Source organism: uncultured Sulfitobacter sp. (genome assembly GCF_947500075.1).
Taxonomy (GTDB): Bacteria; Pseudomonadota; Alphaproteobacteria; order Rhodobacterales; family Rhodobacteraceae; genus Sulfitobacter.
On record NZ_CANMQS010000005.1, the window covers coordinates 176,954 to 193,782 of the forward strand.

A 16,829-nucleotide genomic window follows, 5' to 3' on the forward strand; every position below is an offset into this window, starting at 1 on the left:
CAGACAGGAAGGCCGGGGCAAAACCCCGACCCGACCCGACCTGCGGCTGTTGGTTGACCGCGCTGTCAGGCGGCCTGCGCCGGTGCGACTTCTGACAACGCCGCCATCACCACATCACAGACCGCATCAAGCTGATCTGTCGTGAGCTGCACAGGCAGGCGCACATCACAGGCCCGCATCAGCATGGCGCGCGTCCGGGGCAAATCCGGCAGGTCCTTGATGAACTGCCAGTTCCAGAACGCCCGCGCGTTGTCGCTGCTTTGGCCAAAGACCTGAACTTTCACACCTGCCTGCGATGCAGCATCCGCGAACTGGCGGATCTGGGCGTCAGACAGCCCGCGCAGGTTGAACTGGATCGAATCCGGTGCCCGTGTCTCCCCCGGCAGAGGCGCCGGGACCTCGACCAGCGGAGAGCGGCTGAGCCGATCTGCGACGTAATCGTGATTGCGCAACCCATCTGCAATCCGGCGCGGCAGTTCCGGCAGTTGTGGCCGGATCACCGCCGCAGACAGGTTGGACATCCGCAGATTGTAAAGCGGCAGTTGGTTTTGCCAGCGCGCGCAGGCCGCGTGCAGTGCGGGATGTTTCTTCCAATTGTGCTCATAGGCGCCGGACATGATGACGGCGCGCGCCACCAGATCGGCGTCATCTGTGATCAGGATGCCGCCTTCGCCGGCGTTCACCATCTTGTAGGATTGGAAGGAGAAGCAACCGATCCTGCCAAGGGTGCCGATCTTGCGTCCGTGCCATAGGGTGCCAAGGGAATGGGCCGCGTCTTCCACCACGGGGGTGCCAGCGGCATCGCACATCGCCATGATCGCATCCATGTCGGAGGTATGGCCGCGCATGTGGCTGACAATGACGGCATCCACATCGGGCAGCTTGGCTGAAAAATTATCCAGATCAATGCGGTAGTTCTCTCCTACTTCGCAAAGTATGGGCTGGCAATCGGCGTGGATTACCGCTGACGGCACGGCGGCAAAGGTGAAGCCGGGGATCAACACCTTGGCATCCCGTGGCAAAACCAGCGCTTTGAGCGACAGGAACAACGCCGCAGAACAGCTTGAGACAGCCAGCGCATAGGTGCTGCCCATCATGCGGGCAAAGTCTTGCTCCAGCAGGCTGACGGGTGCGTCTTGCGGTGCCGTGTAGCGAAACAGATCAGCGGAGGTCAGCAGGGCGTCCACCTCGGCACGGGCAGCGGCGGGAATGGCTTCGGCTTGATGCAGGTCTGGTATGGGCATTTTGCAAAATCCAAATAATGGTTTTGCATTTTATAAAACAATTGCGCGCATGGACCAAGGGTTTCGTTCGTGTCACCTGTGAAGTTTTTGTAAAGGCCCCGCCGGGGAAGGTTCTAGATACCCAGCCGGTCGCGGGTGGCATACCAGCTCATCGCGAGGATCAGCAGCGGGTTGCGCAGGGCAGCGCCGCCGGGGAAGGAAGGTGTCGGAATGCGCGCCATCGTGTCAAAGCCATCACCGTCCCCTTGTACGGCCAATGCCATCAGTTTGCCTGCGTGGACCGCATTCCCGACCCCGTGACCGGAATAGCCCGACGCCGACAGCATGTTGGGGGCGACACGGGCCAGATAGGGCAGGCGCTTCATCGTGATGGCCAGCGTGCCGCCCCATGTGTAGTCGAACGTGACATCCGCGAGATGTGGAAAGACCTGCGCCATCGGTTTGCGCACCGTGGCGTCGATGTTGCGGGGAAAACGGTACCCATAGCTTTCGCCCCCCCCAAACAGCAGCCGTTTGTCATGGGACAGGCGGAAATAGTTGACCACAAAGCGGTCGTCGGCCACAGCCACGTCCCGTGGCAGGACATCGGCGACCCGGTCCCCCAAGGGCTCTGTCGCTGCGATGAAGTTGTTGATGGGCATCACGCGGGCAGCGACCTTGCGCTCCAGCCCGCCCAGATAGCCGTTGCAGGCAAGGATCACGTGATCCGCCATCACATGGCCTGCGTCGGTCTGCACCTTGGCCTTGGTGCCCTTGTCGATGTTGTGCACTGCCGCCCCTTCGTGGATCACCACACCGGCCGCGGCCGCCGCCCGCGACAATCCAAGCGCAAGGTTCAGCGGATGCAGATGCGCGGCCCCCATATCAAGAATACCACCCTTGTAGGCGGGTGAGGGGCACACGTCTTGCAACGCCGCCTTGTCCAGCACGTCGACCTGGTCATAGCCATAGGTCCGGGACAGATGATCGGCATAGTGGTGCAGCTCATCCACGTCCGCAGCAGCACGGGCGGTTTCCGCGACCCCCGGTTTCAGATGGCAGTCGATCTCATGTTCCGCGATCAGGGATTTCACCAGATCCTTGGTCTCTTCGGCCATGTCCCACAACTTGCGGGCGTGATCCGGGCCCAGCATCTTTTCCAGCGCCACCTGATCGGCCCGCTGACCGCTGCCCAATTGCCCGCCATTGCGACCTGACGCGCCAAAGCCGACGCGCTGTGCTTCCAGCAGGATCACCTTGCGCCCGGCCTGCGCCAGATGCAGCGCCGCAGACAGCCCCGTGTAGCCGCCGCCGATGACGCAGACGTCCGCCGTCTGCGCGCCTTTCAGCGGGGCAAACCGCTCCAGCGGTGTGGCGGTCGCGGCATACCAGCTTTCAGGGTAGCTGCCGCGTTTGTCGTTGGCATAAAGCAGGTTCATGTGCAGGCCAGCCTTCGCTCAGACGTTCAGCAACAGGTGTTCCCGCTCCCACGGGGAGATCACCTGAAGGAACTCGTCATACTCCGCCCGTTTCACGATGCCGTAGACGCGGGCAAAATCAGCACCCAGAACATCGTGCAATGCGCTGGCTTCTTCAAAGAGGGTCAGGGCCGAGCCGAGCACCTGCGGAATGTCCCCATCGCCGTCATACGCGTCGCCTTTGAATTCCTCGGCAGGCATCTTGCCTTCGGTCAGGCCCAGATATCCGCAGGCCAGTGAGGCGGCGATGCCCAGATAGGGGTTGCAGTCCATCCCGGCCAGACGGTTCTCCACCCGGCGGGCCTTGGGGCTGGACAGCGGCACGCGGATGCCCGTGGTGCGGTTGTCGCGGCCCCATTCGAGGTTGATGGGTGCTGCGTGGTCTTTGACGTAGCGGCGGTAGCTGTTCACATAGGGCGCGATCACCGCCAGTGCTTGTGGCATGTGGTTCTGAAGGCCGGCGATGAAGTGGTAAAACGCCTCCGTCTCTGCGCCGTCTGCGGTGGAGAAGATGTTGTCACCTGTTGTCGTGTCCAGGATCGAATGGTGGATGTGCATCGCGGATCCCGGCTCATCCGCGATAGGTTTCGCCATGAAGGTGGCATAGCAGTCGTGGCGCATCGCCGCTTCGCGGATCAGACGTTTGAAGTAGAACACCTCATCGGCCAGTTTGACCGGATCGCCGTGGCGCAGGTTGATCTCCAACTGGCCAGCGCCGCCTTCCTGGGTGATGCCGTCAATCTCAAACCCCTGAGCCTCGGCAAAATCGTAGATGTCGTCGATCACCGGGCCGAATTCGTCCACGGCGGTCATGGAGTAGGCTTGCCGCGCCGCTGCGGGACGCCCCGAACGGCCGATCATCGGCTTGATCTCATGGCCCGGATCGAGGTTGCGGGCGACCAGATAGAACTCCATCTCCGGGGCCACCACAGGCTCCCACCCTTTGGCACGGTAGAGGTCCACCACACGTTTCAGCACGTTACGCGGGCTGAATGGCACCGGGTTATGGTCGCGGTCATAGGCGTCGTGGATCACTTGCAAGGTCCAGTCGCCCGTCCATGGCGCGGCGGTGGCCGTGTCCATGTCGGGTTTGAGGATCATGTCCTTTTCGATGAACCCGTCAGCGCCCGCCGCTTCGCCCCAGCCGCCCGTGATGGTCTGGTAGAAGATGCTGTCGGGCAGGTGGAAGAAGTCCTGCCGGTTGAACTTGGACGCAGGCACCGCTTTGCCGCGCGCGATGCCGGGCAGGTCAGAGACGATACATTCGACTTCGTCCAGCCGCCGCCCTTCCAGATAGGTCTGTGCAGCCTCGGGGAGTTTTGTCATCCAATCGGCCATCAGGCCCTCTCTTTCTTGAAGAATGCGGTCATTTGTTCAGCAATACGGTCGGAATCGAGCGGCGCTGCAAGGTCTTTGCGCGCAGCCTCCATCAAGTGGTCTGGAACAAGCCCCTTGCCACGTGTGTCCATCAGACCTTCGATGAAGTCCGAGGGGTATTCGGGGTGCGGCTGGAGGGTCCAGAAGATGTCGTCATAGAGAAGGGCCGCATTGGCGCAGAAGTCCGTCGCGCCAATGACCTGCGCGCCTGCGGGCTTTTCCACCACCTGATCCTGGTGCCATGCGTTGATGGCGACCATCTCCCCCTCCAGATCATATTCGACCCGGCCCACGGACCAGCCGCCCTCGAACTTCTCAACCTTGCCGCCCATGGCTTGTGCAATGATCTGGTGGCCAAAGCAGATGCCCACCATTGGGCGGCGCGCGGCGTGGCAGGCGCGGATGAAATCCTCCAGCGGGGGGATCCAATCGTGATCTTCGTAGGCCCCGTGGCGCGACCCGGTGATCAGCCAGCCGTCAGCGTCGGTGACGCTGTCCGGGATCTCTCCATCCACCACGGCCCAACTGGCGTAGGTGAAGGTTTCCTCTCCCAGCAGCCGCTTGAAATAAGCGTCATAGCGCCCGTGCTGGCTGAGCGGTTCAGGCGGGTGGCCCGTGATGAGAATGCCGATTTTCATGCGCCGCTCCTTGGTCGGGTCAAACGGTGTCGAGGTAGATATCGCGTTGCGCCTGCACGGAAAGCTCCGCCATGACGCGCTGTTCCTGCCTTTTGGTCATCACGAAATTACGGATCAATTCGGCATCAAAGATGCGGGCGATCTGACTGTCGGTTTCGAACATGTCGATGGCGGTCTCCCAGCGGTCCGGGATCTTGGGCAGGTCGGATTGATAGGCGTTGCCGGTGATCGGGGCAGGCGGGGCTGTGCGGTCCTCGATCCCGTTCATGGCGGCCCCCAGAATGGCGGCCACGGTCAGATAAGGGTTCACATCACCCCCCGCGACCCGGTGTTCGATCCGGCGCGCTTTGGTGGGCCCTGACGGGATGCGCAGCGCGGAGGTGCGGTTTTCATAGGCCCAGCAGACGCTTGTGGGCGCATGGCTGCTGGGCACCAGACGGTCATAGCTGTTGGCATGGGGCGCAAACACAAGCGTTGAAGCGGGCAGGGCCGCAAGGCATCCGGCAACGGCGTGGTGCAGGGTGTCACTGCCGTCCTCCGCCCCGTTGTCAAAGACGTTTTGGCCCGCCGCATCCAGCACAGAGAAATGCATGTGCAGGCCGGAGCCCGCATAATCATCGTATGGCTTGGCCATGAAGGAAGCCGCAAACCCGTGCCGCCGCGCCATGCCTTTGACCAGCATCTTGAAGAGCCAGGCATCATCCGCCGCACGCAGGGCGTCATCGCCGTGCATCAGATTGATTTCAAACTGGCCCAGCCCGCCTTCGGAGATGGCGGTGTCTGCGGGAATATCCATCGCCTCGCAGGCGTCATAGAGATCGGAAAAGAAGCCATCGAACTGATCCAGTGTGCGCATGCTCAGAATGTCGCTGGCCACGCAGCGTTTGCCGGAACGCGGGGAATGCGGGACCTGAAAGGTCTCCCCGCTGTCATCAATCAGGAAAAATTCCAGCTCCACCGCGCAAACGGGCGTCAGGCCGCGGGCTGCGTATCGCTCCAGCACGGCGCGCAGGGCATGGCGCGGATCGCCCATGTAGGGCGCGCCATCCTCGTCAAACATCCAGATCGGCAGGAGGGCCGCAGGGGTATCCAGCCAGGGGACGGGCATGAACCCGCGTTCGGTCGGGCGCAGCACCGCGTCGCGGTCGCCGCTGGCCAGCACCAAGGGGCTGTCCTCAATATCATTGCCCCAGATGTCGAGGTTCAGCACTGAGAACGGAAAGCGCACGCCGTCGGTCGCCAGCTTGTCCGCCGCATGCACCGGCAGGCGTTTGCCACGGGGCTGCCCATTGAGATCAGGCGCCGCGACACGAATGTTGCGGACGTGAGGGTTGTTGGCAAGCCAGTCCTGCATGAAGCACCTGTGGCAGTCAGCGGCGATGGGTGCCGCGAAATAATTTGATCAAATTACGAATACTACCGGATCAGATTGGGACGCAAGCGCAATTTTGGCCGCTGGCCCTGTGGCAGATGGCGGTTCAGGCGGCGGTTGATCAGGCCGAAAAGGCTGATGACGATCAGCGTCAGCACGATGAAATAGCCCGCAAGGATCGGGTAGGGGATGAAGGGATTGAAGGTTTTATCCGCAAAATACTGCGCATAATAGAGCGCGTCACCCCGTTGTTGCCATGCTGGAAAACCAGTCAGGAAAACCAGTGTGGTGGAGTGGAAGAGGAAAATCGCCTCATTCGTGTAGGCGGGCCATGCAAGGCGCAGCATCGTGGGCCAGATCACCCGTTTGAAGCGTTTCCAGCCTGTCAGCCCGTAGGCATCGGCCGCTTCGGTATCGCCCTTTGGGATGGATTGCAGCGCGCCGTAGAAGATCTCTCCGGCGTAGGCGGAGGTGTTGAGGAACAGCACGATGAGCGCACCAAGCCATGCGGCGGTGAACGGATCAAAGAAGGCGTAGTTCGATTTGAGCGTGAGGAACAGGAAGTAGCCGAAGAAGAACTGGATAAACAACGGTGAGCCGCGAAAGACGAAGATGAACCAGCTGGCAGACTTGCGGATCAGGCGGTTGGAGCTGGCTTTGCCCACGCCCACTGCCGTGGCCAGAAAGAACCCGGCGAGCAGGGCAAAGAAGCCAAAATAGACGTTCCAGATCATGCCGGAGCCGATCAGGGTGAACTGCTCACAGAGGGTGAAATCCTCACGCGGGAGCAGGCGTTCGCCGTAGCCGACGGCGCGCAGGCCGTAGTCCTGGATGGTCTGCCAGCAACTCATGCCGCTTTCCTTTGTGCTTCACCTGCGGCAGTGGCCTGACCATGTGTCAGCCGCGCCATCAGGCGGTCCAGCACAACCTCGGACACCCGCGTGAACGCCAGATAGAACACCAGCAGCGCAAGGAAGTACCACATCCGCCAGTCGCCATGGGGATAGTCGGTGAAGCGCGGCGTTTTGGAGCCACCCAGTTCACGGGCCCAATACACCACGTCTTCCACGCCCAGCAGGAACAGCAGGGGTGTGGCCTTGATCAGCAACATCCACAGGTTCGACAGGCCTGGCAGGGCAAAGACCCACATCTGCGGGACCAGCACGCGCCAGAAGGTCTGGCGGGTGGACATGCCGTAGGCAGCGGCGGTCTCAAGCTGGGCATGGGGGACGGCACGCATGGCCCCGAACAGGACGTTGGCGGCGAAGGCCCCGTAAACAATGGCGAATGTCAGCACGGCGATGGAGAAACCGTAGGTTTCATGCACCCATTGCGGGGCTTCGCCCAAGGGCATCTTGGCGGCCTGGCAGACGACAAAATCGTTGCCCTGACGCACAGGTTCGGACCAGTCGGGACAAAGCGCGCGGTGGCGCAGGTATTCGATGGCCTGGTCCAGCGCGATCACGAAGAACAGGAAAAACGCGATGTCCGGCACGCCGCGCACAATCGCGATGTAGGTCTTGCCGATCCAGCGCAAGGGCGCAAAGGCCGACCGCGCCGCAGAGGCACCCGCAAAGCCGAAGGCCAGCGCGACGGGGGCTGTGATGCCCAGCAGCGTCAGCACCGTCAGCACCGACCAATAGAGGTTCATGTGCTTGCCGGTGGTCAGGTAGCAGGCGAACCAACGGAAGGTTTCAAGCTGCTCGGGATCGGCGCAGAACTGGAAAATGGGGCACCTTTGGGTGGTGAAAAATGTTTGGGATCAAGAAGAAAGGGGAAGGCGTGATGCCTTCCCCTTGTGGTTTGGATCAGAACAAGGCTGAGCCGGGCAGGTGCTGCTCGATCAGTTTGTTCAGGGTGCCATCGTCCTTCATGGACTGGATCGCCGCGTTGAACTTCTCGCGCAGCTCGCCATCGCTTTCGCGGATGCCAAGGCCAACGCCACCGCCCAGCAGGACGTCTTCACCGATGATGCTCAGATCAGGTTCGGCTTCGGCGATGGGCTCAAGGAAGGCCTTGTCGGCCAGAACCGCATCGGCTTCGCCGTTCTTCACAGCGGCGATGGTTTCTTCCGGTGTCGCGAATTCGACCAGTGTCGCGCCGTCCATGGAGGCGATGTGGCTGGCCTGAATGGTGCCGGACTGTGCCGCGATCACGGCAGAAGACATGTCGATGTCACCCATCGCCACAAAGGCCGAAGGGTCAGGCTGCGTGTAAGGGTCAGAGAAATCAATGACTTCGTCACGCTCATCGGTGATGGACATGCCTGCGATGATCACATCGTAGTTGCCGGACACGAGGTTGGGGATGATGCTGTCCCATTCGTTTGTGACCCACTCGCAGGTCAGCTCAGCGCGCGCGCAAAGCTCATCGCCCACGTCCCGCTCAAAGCCTGCAACTTCGCCATCGTCGTTGAGGAAGTTATACGGAGGGTAGGCGCCTTCGGTGCCCATGCGGATGGTCTTGGCGTGGCCGTCAGCCAGTGCGGCGCCGGTCATCAGCGCAAGCGCTGCGGTTGTTGTAAGGATGGATTTCATCTGATGCTCTCCCATACAGATTTTATTATTTACAGGTGATTTACGCTGCGTGTGTTGCCGAAAGGAACCCCCGCAGTCGTGTCGATTTGGGCGCGCCAAAGAGCGTCTCGGGCGGGCCTTCTTCTTCGATCAGCCCCTGATGCAGAAAGACCACGTGGTCGGACACATCATGGGCCAGCTTCATGTCGTGGGTTACGATGATCATGGTCCGGCCCTCGACGGCCAGGTCCTTGATCACCTTCACAACTTCTTGCTCCAACTCTGGATCAAGCGCGGAGGTGGGCTCATCAAACAAGAGCGCCTCCGGCTCCATGCAGAGCGCGCGGGCGATCGCGGCCCGCTGTTGTTGACCACCAGAAAGCTGCGCGGGATAGACGTCGCATTTATCGCCGATCCCCACTTTCTGAAGGTATCCGCGGGCGGCCTTTTCCACCTCCGCGCGGTCCCGGCCCAGTACGGTCAACGGGGCCTCCATTACGTTTTGCAGAATCGTCATATGCGCCCAGAGGTTGAACTGCTGGAACACCATGCTGAGGTTCGTGCGGATGCGCAGCACCTGTTTGGGATCAGCGGGACGGCGGGCGTGCCCGCCGCCTTTCCAGCGCACCGGTTCGCCCTTGAATTCGATCTCTCCCTGCTGGCTGTCTTCGAGCAGGTTGCAGCACCGCAGCAATGTGGATTTGCCGGAACCAGAGGACCCGATGAGCGAGATCACATGGCCTCTTGGTGCCGTGACATCCACGCCCTTGAGGACCTCCAAAGATCCATATGCCTTGTGCAAGCCTTTGATCTGAATGACCGGTGTGTGGTCGGACACTTTTCACCATGCGTTAACGATTCGATGGGTCATATGGCCGCAAAATGGCGGCAATCGCAATAAAAAGCCTGCTTTTTGGGCGGTTTCCAGTGATTGACCTAGGGGAAGCGTCTAGAGTTTCGCCACCCGCTGGCGTGCCATGGCGCTGTCGGTGTCGGTAATCCCCAGGAGGTTCGCGACCAGCCGCAGCAGCGCGTCTTCCTCCTTGGCACGGGTGCCATCGGCAAGCACGATCTTCCACAGGGCTTCAATCACAGCGAGGCGGTTGTCGTAGGGCACGGCGTCCTTGATGGCGCGGGTGAAGCGGACGGTGTCGGGGGCTTCGCTCTCCAATTCTTCGGCCTGCGCGCGCAGGTCGGCGGCCTCAAGGGCGGTCAGCCCGTAGCGGTCGATGGCGATGTCTTCGACCAGCTGCGCCTCTGCGGTGGTGTAGTCGTGGTCGGACCGCGCGACACGGACCAGCAGAGCGGTAAGCGCAAGACGCGCGTCGGCGTCGGGCAGTGGGGCGGGATCAGGCTGGGTCAGCCGTTTGAGGAAATCTGCAAACATATGAGCTATATAGGGGCCTTTGTTGTGCTGTCCAAATCTACAGTTTCCTGAGCGCGTCGGCGCGGGCTTTTTGGATGTCGTCGGTGGTCAGGCCGAGCGCAAGCTCGATGGCTTCAAGCTGGATTTCCTCGTCCTCGTGCCGGTGACCATCGGCCATGGCGACAGACCACATCGCATCGCCCAGTGCCTTGCGGTCTGCATAGTCGACCTCGTCGCGCAGAATGGCGGCAAACTCGGGTGTGCCGGGGGCGTCACGTTCAAGGGCTTCACAGGTGGCGCGCAGCTTGGCAGCCTCGATGGGACCAAGGTCAAAGGTGCGCGCCAGAATACGGTCGATCTGGCCCACTTCCTCGGCGCGGTAGGTGCGGTCGGCGAAGGCCACGCGGACCAGCAGCGCGCCAAGCGCAAGCTGCGCGTCAGGCTGGGGCAGTGGCTTGGGGTCCGGCGTGCGGGAGGGGAAGAGACGTGCAAACATGGAATGCGTTTAGCTGAGATCTGCGGGTTTGCCAAAGCGTAAAGTATCCAGCGCCAGACCTTGCGGATCGGTGTTGGTCATCACAAAGCCGGCGATGTCGCTTGCGCCATCCGAGCGGGTAAAGCCGACGGCGAATTCTCCTGTAGGATCAATGGGTACGCTGTGAATAACGGTGCCGTCGCGGCGGTGGAATGTGACGATGGCAACCCCTGCCTCGCCGCCGCGCAGATCAAAGGCGAGCGCGGACTGATCGTTGTCAAACAGCACCGCAATCGCGCCTTCGCCCTGCGCTTCGCGCTTGGGAAAGCCCGCGGTGCCGTAGCCGTTGATCACCGTATTGCCGGAAAACTGAACCACGGAGAGGTTCTGCCCGGCGTCCCCCGGCATCATGGTGAGCGGTGACAGCGCGTTGCCGGAAATCTGGTCGTGGGTGTCGTTGGTATCGACGAACTGGCCCGCAAAACGCTCTCCGAACACGGCACCGTCGAGGGGTAGGATGTCATCAATCACACGCCCCGGACCATAGCCGCTTTGCACATCCTCAAAGGTGATCACCCGGACCAGAGCGAGGCTGTCGGGATCAACAAGGCAGACCGGCGCGCCACAGGCCAATGCGCCGGTGGGCAGCAGGGTCAGGGCGAGAATGCGCAGCAGCTTCATGACGCCAGCCTAAAACGAGGCAGGCGCATGTGGCAAGAAAACCTTAGCCGTCGTAGCCTTCGATGATGATCAGGTCAGCGTCGGAGACGGGCAGGCGGATGGCTTTGGCGGCCCGGTAGGCGTCGCTTTCGTAGCAGGCTTTTGCGTCGGCGTAGCTGGGAAATTCGATGACCACAGTGCGGCTGCGCCAGTTGCCTTCCTGCACGGTTTGTTCGCCGCCGCGGACCACGAATTTTGCGCCATAGGCGGCAAAGGGTTCGGCGTTGGCAGCGCGGTAGCTGTCATAGGTCTGCGCGTCGCGGACGTCCATTTGGGCGATCCAGTATCCTTTCGGCATCGGGTGTCCTTTCAGAGGGTTTTATACTGCTTTGTCAGATGCTTGGTAGCATCCTCCAGCCCGTAGGGCGGGTTGAGAATGACCATGCCGGAGCCGACCATGCCATGCCCCGGACGGGCAGGCGGGAAGGAGACTTCGTGGCGCAGCGCCGCCGGGTGGGCCTGCATGATGCTGGCCAGCATGGGGGCATGGGCGCGGCTGGTCAGGATGGGATACCACAGGGCAATGATGCCCACGTTCCACGCCCTGTTGAGCTTGGCGATATGGCGGGGGATCTGGACGTAATCGTCCTTTATTTCATAGCTGGGATCAATCAGCAGCAGGCCCCGGCGGGGCATGGGCGGGGTCAGGGCGTGGGCCGTCTCAAACCCGTCGCGCAGGTGGCATTTGACCGGGTAGGGCGACATCGCAAGGGTCAGGGCCGCATGTTCGCGGGGGTGTAATTCGGCAAGGTGGATATGGTCCGTGGGGCGCAGCAGGGTGGCCGCGATCAGGGGGGAGCCGGGATAGCTGTGGGGGCCGTTTTCAGCGCGGGTTTGGGAGAGGACGCGGGCGTAGGGGTGGTCCGGCTCGAACCAATTGAAAACACGCGCAATTCCCTGCGCGGCTTCGGCCGTCTTGAGGGCTGCCGCATCGTTGAGATCATAGAGCGCGCGGCCTGCGTGGGTCTCAATATAGCTGAGCGGTTTGTCCTTGCGGGTCAGGTAGTCGAGCATCACGGCCAAGAGGCTGTGTTTGTGCACATCCGCGAGGTTGCCGGCGTGGTAGCTGTGTTGGTAGCTCAACATGGGGTTGGTGTACCGGATGGGGGGCTGCGCGCAACGGGCAAAATGGCGGTTTGGGCCAAATGCCGGGATATGCGGGTTAACGCCCTTGTTTCATGGGGTTTGCGGCGTGCACGGGGCGTACACAACCTGTACACAACCTGTACACCGTTTTTTTCGGCAGTCTCTGGTTAACAGGGCGTACGGTGGGGTTTGCTGCCAAAGTGTTAACGGAGAAACGGCAGGGCGGATGGCTGCGTCACGGTAGACGCATTCGTAGACGTGAGATTTCTGCGCTTCGTGGCTGGTCCAGATGCTGTGTGGCGGTGAAAGATGCTTCCCGGCGCTGGCTCATGGGGACAAAACGGTTATCGCAAAAACATCGAAAAATTGGAACCGCCGATGCTCAGACCAGAAAGCGGGCATTCTTGATTTCCTGCTCCGCCACCGCTTTTGACGCTTCGATAGAGGCGACCAGTGCATCCGCGCCAATTTCTGAGGCGCGCAGCGCGGCGTAATCCAGCATGGAACAAAGCGCATGAAGCTCGCATAATTTTTCATTCTCTTCCAAGGGCTTCAATAGCATTTATGGCTCCTGACCGATGTGCGCTTTCTGTCTCTTGAAAGTTTAAAGCGACTCGTTAGGTTGGATCAATCGATTAATAAGAGTTAATCCATGAAAAATTTCGATCATTTCCGCATTGACGGACACACCCTGCGGGTGTTCGTGTCTGTCTGTGAAACGGGGTCGGTCAGCCAGACGGCGGCGCTGTTTGCGCTGAACCAGTCCACGATCAGCCATACGTTGGAGAAGATGCGGGCCGCCGTGGGGGATCCGTTGTTCGTGAAATCGGGCCGGGGGATCACGCCCACGGTCAAGGCGATATCACTGCTGCCGCGCGTGCAGCAGATCCTTGTGGACATCGAAGGGTTGATTGCACCAGAGCATTACGAGGCGTCATTGGACAGCAAACCGGTGGTGGTGGCCATACCGACCCCGGCTTTGCTGAATGATATGAAGACCTTGCAGGCCAAGATCAGTGACGAGGCGAAACATGCCAAGCTGGAAATCCGCCGCCTTGCGCCGCGCAACCGGATTGTGGAGATGCTGAGCCATGATGAGGCGGAACTGGCGATAGCGGTGTCCGGGTTCAAGTATCCCGCGACGTTGAATCACTGCATCTATGGCAAGGATGCGTTCGTGGTGTTTTACGATCCCAACCATCGCGGGCCGATCACATCGCCCGAGGAATTTGCCGCAGCGCGCCATGGTTCGGTGAAATTCGGCGGCGGCGTGAAGAGTGAGGTTGAAAAGTCATTGGCCCGGCTGGGGCTGGAACGGGAGGTGACGCTGGTGGCGCCCACCGCGTCCATGCTGGGGGATTTGATCCGCGGCACTGATGTTGTCGCAACCATGCCCCGGCGCTTGATCACCAACGCCTATGCGGGGCTGGCCTATTGCGCCCCGCCGTTTGACTTGTCGCCGATCACCTATGACCTTGTCTGGCACCGGCGGTATGAACATTCCGGGCGGCACATGTGGCTGCGCAGGCTGGTGATGGAGTCGCGCGGGGAGCCGTTAGACGAGGCGTGAGTTCTCTTTGGCGGCGCGGACGAAGTCCTTGAACAGGGGATGGGGCGCGAAGGGTTTCGATTTCAGCTCAGGGTGGAACTGCACACCGATGAACCACGGGTGATCGGGCCATTCGACGATCTCTGGCAGTTTGCCGTCGGGGGACATGCCGGAAAAGGCGAGGCCTGCTTTTTCAAGCTGGTCCTTGTAGGCGATATCAACCTCGTAGCGGTGGCGGTGGCGTTCGTCGATGGTGGTGGTGCCGTAGGCTTCGGCCACGCGGGAGCCGGGCGTGAGGGTGGCGTCATAGGCGCCCAGACGCATGGTGCCGCCTTTGTCGTCGCCTACCTTGCGGGAGACTTTGGCATTGCCCTGCACCCATTCCTTGAGGTGATAGACCACGGGTTCAAAGCGTTTCTTGCCCGCCTCATGGTCGAACTCTTCGGACCCTGCGCTGGTCAGGCCTGCCACGTTGCGGGCGGCTTCGATGACGGCCATTTGCATGCCCAGACAGATGCCCAGATAGGGGACGTTGTGCATCCGCGCATATTGCGCGGCTTTGATCTTGCCTTCGGTGCCGCGTTCGCCAAAGCCGCCGGGCACGAGGATGGCGTGGTAGCCTTCGAGGTGGGGCGCGACGTCGTCGGCCTTGTCGAAGATTTCAGCGTCGACCCATTCCACGCGGACCTTGACGCGGTTGGCCATGCCGCCGTGGGTCAGCGCCTCCGCGATGGATTTGTAGGCGTCTTCAAGCTGGGTGTATTTGCCGACAATGGCCACGCGCACTTCGCCTTCGGGGTTGTGGATGCGGTCGGCCACATCGTGCCAGACGCTGAGGTCGGGACGCGGGGCGGGAGAGATGTCGAAGGCGTCGAGGACGGCCTGATCGAGGCCCTGGGCGTGGTAGGCAAGGGGCGCTTCATAGATGGATTTGAGGTCGTAGGCGGCCACCACGGCTTCCTTGCGGACGTTGCAGAAAAGCGCGATCTTCCCGCGTTCCTTTTCGGGGATCGGGTGTTCGGACCGGCACACAAGGATGTCGGGCGCGATGCCGATGGATTGCAGTTCCTTGACGGAGTGCTGGGTGGGTTTGGTTTTCAGCTCCCCTGAGGCGGCGAGGTAGGGCAGCAGCGTGAGGTGCATGAAGATGCACTGCCCGCGCGGTTTGTCGTGGGAGAACTGGCGGATGGCTTCGAAGAACGGCAGGCCTTCGATGTCACCCACGGTGCCGCCGATTTCACAGAGCATGAAGTCGACCTCATCGTCGCCGACCTTGAGGAATTCCTTGATTTCGTTGGTGACGTGGGGGACGACCTGAATGGTCTTGCCCAGGTAGTCGCCGCGGCGTTCTTTCTCCAGCACGGTGGAATAGATGCGCCCGGAAGAGACGCTGTCGGTCATGCGGGCGGGCACACCGGTGAAGCGTTCGTAGTGGCCCAGATCGAGGTCCGTTTCCGCGCCGTCATCGGTCACGAAGACTTCGCCATGTTCAAAGGGTGACATCGTGCCGGGGTCGACGTTCAGGTAGGGATCGAGTTTGCGCAGGCGGACGGAGAACCCGCGCGCTTGCAGCAATGCACCAAGGGCGGCGGAGGCAAGGCCCTTGCCGAGCGAAGAGACCACACCGCCGGTGATGAAGATGTAACGCGCCATAGATAGAGGTCTCCCGTGCCTTGGTCAGGCTGATGTCAGTGTCGATTTGGTTGGATAACACCCAGCCCAGAGCGCAGCGACATTTCGCTGCCCACGGGATTAAAGGGTATCAGGATTCGGGGGGGCTTGGCAAGGCTGCACCGCAAGATGATGTTGCGTTTTGCGGCCTTGCATCAAGGTCTTGTGTGGTCAGGATTATTCGCCTGCGGGGACAAGCGGTGCGTTGTCATCCGCTGTTGGGGGCAGCAGGCTTTCGCCCGAGGGTGTGCTGCTGTCGCCCACGGGGGCTGTCACAGGTGCGTCGCTGAGCCGGTCGATCACGGAGGCGCCCGCGGTGTTGCGCGCCACGATGATGGTGAGCGAGATGGAGGTGACGATGAACGCCGCACCCAGCAGCCACGTCAGTTTGCCCATTGCACTTTGCGGGGCACGGCCGGCGTTGCCGCCGCCCCCGCCGCCAATGCCCAGACCACCACCTTCAGAGCGCTGCAAGAGCACGGCCAGGATCAGGCCCATGGCCAGAAACAGGTGGATGATCAACAGGACATTTTCCATGGACGGGTGCTCGTGTGGTTGGCTTTGCGGCTATCTATGCGTCTTTGCCGGGTGGGGCAAGGGAGGAATGCGGTGGCTTGGGAGATGGACAAGGGCCGGGGCTTGGGGCAGGGTGCGGGCATGCCCCATGATCACCACGACCACGACGACCCGCACAGCCTTTTGCCCTCTGATCCAGCGTTGCGCGTGAAGGCGCTTGAGACGCTGTTGACCCGCAAGGGGCTGGTTGATCCGGCCGCGCTGGATGAGATCATTGACACCTATGAGAACCGCATCGGGCCGCGGAATGGTGCGCGGGTGGTGGCGCGGGCGTGGATGGACCCTGCGTTTCATGCAGCCTTGATGGAGGATGCCACGGCGGTGGTGTCGGACATGGGGTATTACGGGCGTCAGGGCGAGCATATGGTGGCGGTTCAGAACACCGATGCGGTGCACAACATGGTCGTGTGCACGCTGTGCAGTTGTTATCCGTGGCCGTTATTGGGCATCCCCCCCGGCTGGTACAAATCGGACGCCTACCGCGCGCGGGCGGTGAGGGAGCCGCGCAGGGTGCTGGCGGATTTTGGCGTGACCTTGCCGGAGGAAACGGCGGTGCGGGTGTGGGATTCGACGGCCGAGGTGCGCTATCTGGTGATCCCGAAACGGCCCGAGGGCACGGATGGGATGGAGGAGGCGGCGTTGATGGACCTTGTGAGCCGGGATTCCATGATCGGGACTGCATTGGCGGGGAAACCGTGATGGTGTGCAAAACACAAACGGGGGCCGAACGCGCTTGCGGTGCAAGCGCTGCCTCGGCCGCGCCGCGCCCGGGGGCGCGACGG

The 16,829-nt window shown here is 61.5% G+C and carries 19 protein-coding genes; 2 read left to right on the forward strand and 17 right to left on the reverse strand.

Annotated elements, in window-relative coordinates:
* Positions 1 to 65 precede the first annotated feature (65 nt).
* The 15 genes from Q1A91_RS16735 to Q1A91_RS16805 all read right to left on the reverse strand — a co-directional run bounded on the left by Q1A91_RS16735 (position 66) and on the right by Q1A91_RS16805 (position 12,813).
* Entirely contained in the window at positions 66 to 1,244 is a 1,179-nt protein-coding gene (locus Q1A91_RS16735; protein ID WP_299880038.1) for an aminotransferase class I/II-fold pyridoxal phosphate-dependent enzyme, read from the reverse strand.
* A 113-nt stretch (positions 1,245 to 1,357) separates the two neighbouring features.
* Entirely contained in the window at positions 1,358 to 2,662 is a 1,305-nt protein-coding gene (locus Q1A91_RS16740; protein ID WP_299880041.1) for an FAD-binding oxidoreductase, read from the reverse strand.
* A gap of 18 nt (positions 2,663 to 2,680) precedes the next feature.
* A complete protein-coding gene (locus tag Q1A91_RS16745) occupies positions 2,681 to 4,039 on the reverse strand; it encodes a glutamine synthetase family protein (protein WP_299880045.1) in 1,359 nt (452 codons plus the stop codon).
* Positions 4,039 to 4,716, reverse strand: a complete 678-nt coding sequence (locus tag Q1A91_RS16750) for a type 1 glutamine amidotransferase (protein ID WP_299880047.1) — start codon at positions 4,714 to 4,716, stop codon at positions 4,039 to 4,041. Before Q1A91_RS16750 ends, Q1A91_RS16745 begins: the two co-directional genes overlap by 1 nt.
* A gap of 19 nt (positions 4,717 to 4,735) precedes the next feature.
* A complete protein-coding gene (locus Q1A91_RS16755; protein ID WP_299880049.1) occupies positions 4,736 to 6,070 on the reverse strand; it encodes a glutamine synthetase family protein in 1,335 nt (444 codons plus the stop codon).
* Between the two features lie 62 nt (positions 6,071 to 6,132).
* Complete coding sequence (locus Q1A91_RS16760) at positions 6,133 to 6,939, reverse strand: ABC transporter permease subunit (protein ID WP_299880053.1); 807 nt, start codon at positions 6,937 to 6,939, stop codon at positions 6,133 to 6,135.
* Positions 6,936 to 7,817: an ABC transporter permease gene (locus Q1A91_RS16765; RefSeq protein ID WP_299880543.1), complete on the reverse strand. Its 882-nt coding sequence runs from the start codon at positions 7,815 to 7,817 to the stop codon at positions 6,936 to 6,938. Before Q1A91_RS16765 ends, Q1A91_RS16760 begins: the two co-directional genes overlap by 4 nt.
* A 79-nt stretch (positions 7,818 to 7,896) precedes the next feature.
* Positions 7,897 to 8,625, reverse strand: a complete 729-nt coding sequence (locus tag Q1A91_RS16770; RefSeq protein WP_299880056.1) for a transporter substrate-binding domain-containing protein — start codon at positions 8,623 to 8,625, stop codon at positions 7,897 to 7,899.
* Positions 8,626 to 8,665: 40 nt separating this feature from the next.
* On the reverse strand, positions 8,666 to 9,442 hold the full coding sequence (locus Q1A91_RS16775; RefSeq protein WP_299880059.1) for an ABC transporter ATP-binding protein: 777 nt from the start codon (positions 9,440 to 9,442) through the stop codon (positions 8,666 to 8,668).
* A 111-nt stretch (positions 9,443 to 9,553) separates the two neighbouring features.
* A complete protein-coding gene (locus tag Q1A91_RS16780; protein ID WP_299880062.1) occupies positions 9,554 to 9,991 on the reverse strand; it encodes a TerB family tellurite resistance protein in 438 nt (145 codons plus the stop codon).
* 37 nt (positions 9,992 to 10,028) lie between these two features.
* Positions 10,029 to 10,466: a TerB family tellurite resistance protein gene (locus Q1A91_RS16785; protein WP_299880065.1), complete on the reverse strand. Its 438-nt coding sequence runs from the start codon at positions 10,464 to 10,466 to the stop codon at positions 10,029 to 10,031.
* 9 nt (positions 10,467 to 10,475) lie between these two features.
* Positions 10,476 to 11,126, reverse strand: coding sequence for a hypothetical protein (locus Q1A91_RS16790; RefSeq protein ID WP_299880068.1), 651 nt, complete (start codon positions 11,124 to 11,126; stop codon positions 10,476 to 10,478).
* A 43-nt stretch (positions 11,127 to 11,169) separates the two neighbouring features.
* Entirely contained in the window at positions 11,170 to 11,463 is a 294-nt protein-coding gene (locus tag Q1A91_RS16795) for a DUF1330 domain-containing protein (RefSeq protein WP_299880071.1), read from the reverse strand.
* A gap of 11 nt (positions 11,464 to 11,474) precedes the next feature.
* Complete coding sequence (gene rlmJ / locus Q1A91_RS16800; protein ID WP_299880074.1) at positions 11,475 to 12,251, reverse strand: 23S rRNA (adenine(2030)-N(6))-methyltransferase RlmJ; 777 nt, start codon at positions 12,249 to 12,251, stop codon at positions 11,475 to 11,477.
* A 382-nt stretch (positions 12,252 to 12,633) separates the two neighbouring features.
* Entirely contained in the window at positions 12,634 to 12,813 is a 180-nt protein-coding gene (locus Q1A91_RS16805) for a hypothetical protein (RefSeq protein WP_299880077.1), read from the reverse strand.
* Positions 12,814 to 12,903: 90 nt separating this feature from the next.
* Here Q1A91_RS16805 and Q1A91_RS16810 point away from each other — a divergent pair, with 90 nt between their 5' ends.
* Entirely contained in the window at positions 12,904 to 13,821 is a 918-nt protein-coding gene (locus tag Q1A91_RS16810; protein ID WP_299880080.1) for a LysR family transcriptional regulator, read from the forward strand.
* On the opposite strand, the gene Q1A91_RS16815 is transcribed toward Q1A91_RS16810, so the two are convergent.
* Both Q1A91_RS16815 and secG read right to left on the reverse strand, forming a co-directional pair.
* Positions 13,807 to 15,453: a CTP synthase gene (locus tag Q1A91_RS16815; protein WP_299880083.1), complete on the reverse strand. Its 1,647-nt coding sequence runs from the start codon at positions 15,451 to 15,453 to the stop codon at positions 13,807 to 13,809. The two genes, Q1A91_RS16810 and Q1A91_RS16815, sit on opposite strands and share 15 nt — an antisense overlap.
* A gap of 195 nt (positions 15,454 to 15,648) precedes the next feature.
* On the reverse strand, positions 15,649 to 16,008 hold the full coding sequence (gene secG, locus Q1A91_RS16820) for a preprotein translocase subunit SecG (RefSeq protein ID WP_299880086.1): 360 nt from the start codon (positions 16,006 to 16,008) through the stop codon (positions 15,649 to 15,651).
* Between the two features lie 120 nt (positions 16,009 to 16,128).
* On the opposite strand from secG, the gene nthA reads away from it, so the two are divergent.
* Positions 16,129 to 16,746, forward strand: coding sequence for a nitrile hydratase subunit alpha (nthA, locus tag Q1A91_RS16825; RefSeq protein ID WP_299880547.1), 618 nt, complete (start codon positions 16,129 to 16,131; stop codon positions 16,744 to 16,746).
* The last annotated feature ends 83 nt before the right edge of the window (positions 16,747 to 16,829 follow it).